We start from the raw sequence: 2,785 nt of genomic DNA on the forward strand, positions 1-2,785 counted from the left end.
GCGTCTACCTCGACATCTCGCACAAGCCAGCCGCCTTCCTGAGCGAGCATTTCCCGAACATCCTGGCACGCTGCCTGGAGCTTGGCATCGACATCACCCGACAGCCGATACCTGTCGTCCCGGCGGCACACTACACCTGCGGCGGGGTGATGACCGACCTGCGCGCGCGCACCGACATCGCCGGCCTCTACGTCGCCGGCGAAGCCTCCTGTACAGGCTTACACGGGGCAAACCGGCTGGCAAGCAATTCGCTCCTCGAATGCCTGGTCTTCGCCGAGGCAGCTGCGAAGGATATCGTCGAACAGCCAACCGGTGAGCTTCCCGATCTGCCTGCGTGGGACGCGAGTCGGGTCAGCGATCCGGACGAAGAGATCGTCATTTCGCACAACTGGGACGAGCTACGCCGCTTCATGTGGGATTACGTCGGCATCGTGCGCACGACCAAACGCCTGCAGCGCGCAAAGAACCGGATTCGCCTGCTCGTCCGCGAGATCGACGACTTCTACTCGCATTTCCGTGTCAGTCACGACCTGATCGAACTGCGCAACCTCGTCGTCACCGCCGACCTGATCATCCGCTGCGCGCTCAAGCGCCACGAAAGCCGCGGCCTGCATTTCAGCCGAAACTATCCGGAAACCGACGCACAGGCGCGCAATACCATTCTCAAGCGGCCACAGCGGGCTGCCCCGAGTCGCCCGCGCTGACCCGCCAACGTAGCCATACGCGGAGCAGGCGGAACTGCTCGCGGCGCATGCTGTCGGCGGCAAGCACCAGACTGTAACGCTCACCGGCCGCCTCCGCCATTTCGTCTTCAGCCGCGCGCAGGACAACAAGCTGAGCGAAAACCGTCGTCTCTGGACACACGAGGCAAGCATGCCGGCTACCGTCGGCAAACGACAACGCGAGTTCGCCGCGCTCGCCCAGGTGGAGGGCGACAACCGCCGACGCGCGTACGGCGCGCAACAGGGAAAGAGCGACGACGCCGGCCAACAGCCCGCGCGCCGCTAACGGCCAGGAAAGCTGAAAGAGCACGCAAAACGCGGCAAGCGCGTGCAGCCCGAGCAGCGTGAGAAGAATCGCGCGCGAGCGGCGCAGTTCGATATGAACCGGGAACGCCAGCACTTGCCCGTTTGGCTTGGCTATATCCGTCGAAAAACGAGCGTCGCGTTGGTCCCGCCAAAACCGAAGGAATTGGAGATCGCAGCCTCGATCCTCATTTCGCGCGCAAGGTTGGCGCAGTAGTCAAGATCGCAGGCCTGGTCCTGATTGAAGATGTTGATCGTCGGCGGGGAAACCTGATGGTAAATCGCGAGTACTGTAAACAGCGCCTCGACGCCGCCGGCCGCACCCAAGAGGTGACCCGTCATCGACTTGGTGGAATTGACCACGAGCTTTTTCGCCTGCTCGCCGAAGGCCCGCTTGACGGCAACCGTTTCCGCCTTGTCACCCAAGGGAGTCGACGTGCCATGCGCATTGACGTACTGCACGTCTTGCGGAGCGAGCCTGGCATCATTCAGGGCGTTACGCATGCAGCGAGCGGCACCTTCGCCGTCCTCACTCGGCGCAGTCATGTGAAAAGCATCGGAACTCATGCCGAAACCGGCCAGTTCGCTGTAGATGCGCGCACCGCGTGCTTTGGCGTGCTCGTACTCTTCGAGCACGACGACACCAGCCCCTTCGCCAAGGACGAAACCATCACGGTCCCGGTCCCACGGGCGGCTGGCGGTTGCCGGATCGTCGTTGCGCGTCGATAGCGCGCGCGGCGCGCAGAAGCCACCGAGGCCGAGTTTCGAAACGCAGCCCTCGGCACCGCCGGCGATCATGATGTCGGCGTCGCCGTGGCTGATCAGGCGGCCGGCATCACCAATGCTGTGGGTGCCCGTCGCGCAGGCACTGACCAGCGAAAGGTTGGGCCCCTTGTAGCCATACAGGATCGACAGGTTGCCGGAAATCATGTTGATGATCGAACCGGGGACGAAGAACGGCGAGATCTTGCGGACGCCACCAGCGGCAAAATCGTCGCAGGTGCTCTCGATCATCGGCAGGCCGCCGATACCCGAACCGATCGAAAGGCCTATTCGCTCGGGATCAAGCGAACCGGCTTCCAGGCCGGCGTCGCGAATGGCCTGAATTCCCGCCGCCATGCCGTAGTGGATGAAGACATCCATCCGGCGCGCTTCTTTTGGTGACAGATAGGTCCCGATCGCGAAGCCCTTGACTTCGCCTGCAATCTGCACTGGAAAAGACGAGGCATCGAACCGGGTAATCCGACCAATTCCGGAGCGTCCGGCCAAAATGTTCTGCCAGGCCTCCTCGACCGTATTGCCCACCGGTGAGACTATACCCAAACCGGTGACGACCACTCTTCGACTTGCCACCTTGTGCTCCAAAGGCTAAGGAGATTCGGAAATGCGATCTGCTATGCACGACGCCTGCCGACCGTCGGATCATGGTCAACCCGCGCGCAGTACGTGTGCGCTGCCGCCCTACTTCTTGTGAGCCACAACGTAGTCGATCGCTTGCTGAACCGTGGTGATTTTCTCGGCTTCGTCATCTGGAATCTCGCACTCGAACTCCTCTTCCAGGGCCATCACCAGTTCAACCGTATCCAGCGAGTCGGCACCCAGATCGTCCACGAACGACGACTCGTTCTTGATGTCGGCTTCGTTGACACCAAGCTGTTCAGCGACGATCTTCTTGACACGCTGCTCGATATTTTCCATCAAAGTGCTCCTTCCCACGGTTCGGGTGTAAAAGAAAAGTGCGCCATTCTAACAAAATGACC

The 2,785-nt window shown here is 61.5% G+C and carries 4 protein-coding genes; 1 reads left to right on the forward strand and 3 read right to left on the reverse strand.

The annotated features are described in order from the left end of the window. Positions 1–704: FAD-binding protein (locus RKP46_RS15950; RefSeq protein ID WP_311107532.1), on the forward strand; the 704-nt coding region annotated here is incomplete at its 5' end. Here the strand turns inward: RKP46_RS15950 and RKP46_RS15955 are convergent. The 3 genes from RKP46_RS15955 to acpP all read right to left on the reverse strand — a co-directional run bounded on the left by RKP46_RS15955 (position 664) and on the right by acpP (position 2,723). Then, positions 664–1,122 (reverse strand): protein YgfX, encoded by a 459-nt coding sequence (locus tag RKP46_RS15955; RefSeq protein WP_311107533.1) that lies wholly within the window; start codon positions 1,120–1,122, stop codon positions 664–666. The two genes, RKP46_RS15950 and RKP46_RS15955, sit on opposite strands and share 41 nt — an antisense overlap. Before the next feature lie 17 nt (positions 1,123–1,139). After that, the gene (gene fabF / locus RKP46_RS15960) at positions 1,140–2,378 is read right to left on the reverse strand and encodes a beta-ketoacyl-ACP synthase II (protein ID WP_311107534.1); all 1,239 of its coding nucleotides are present in this window, start codon (positions 2,376–2,378) and stop codon (positions 1,140–1,142) included. A 108-nt stretch (positions 2,379–2,486) separates the two neighbouring features. After that, the gene (gene acpP, locus RKP46_RS15965) at positions 2,487–2,723 is read right to left on the reverse strand and encodes an acyl carrier protein (protein ID WP_291992740.1); all 237 of its coding nucleotides are present in this window, start codon (positions 2,721–2,723) and stop codon (positions 2,487–2,489) included. Positions 2,724–2,785 lie beyond the last annotated feature (62 nt).

The organism is Accumulibacter sp. (assembly GCF_031732815.1).
In the GTDB taxonomy this organism is placed as follows: Bacteria; Pseudomonadota; Gammaproteobacteria; order Burkholderiales; family Rhodocyclaceae; genus Accumulibacter.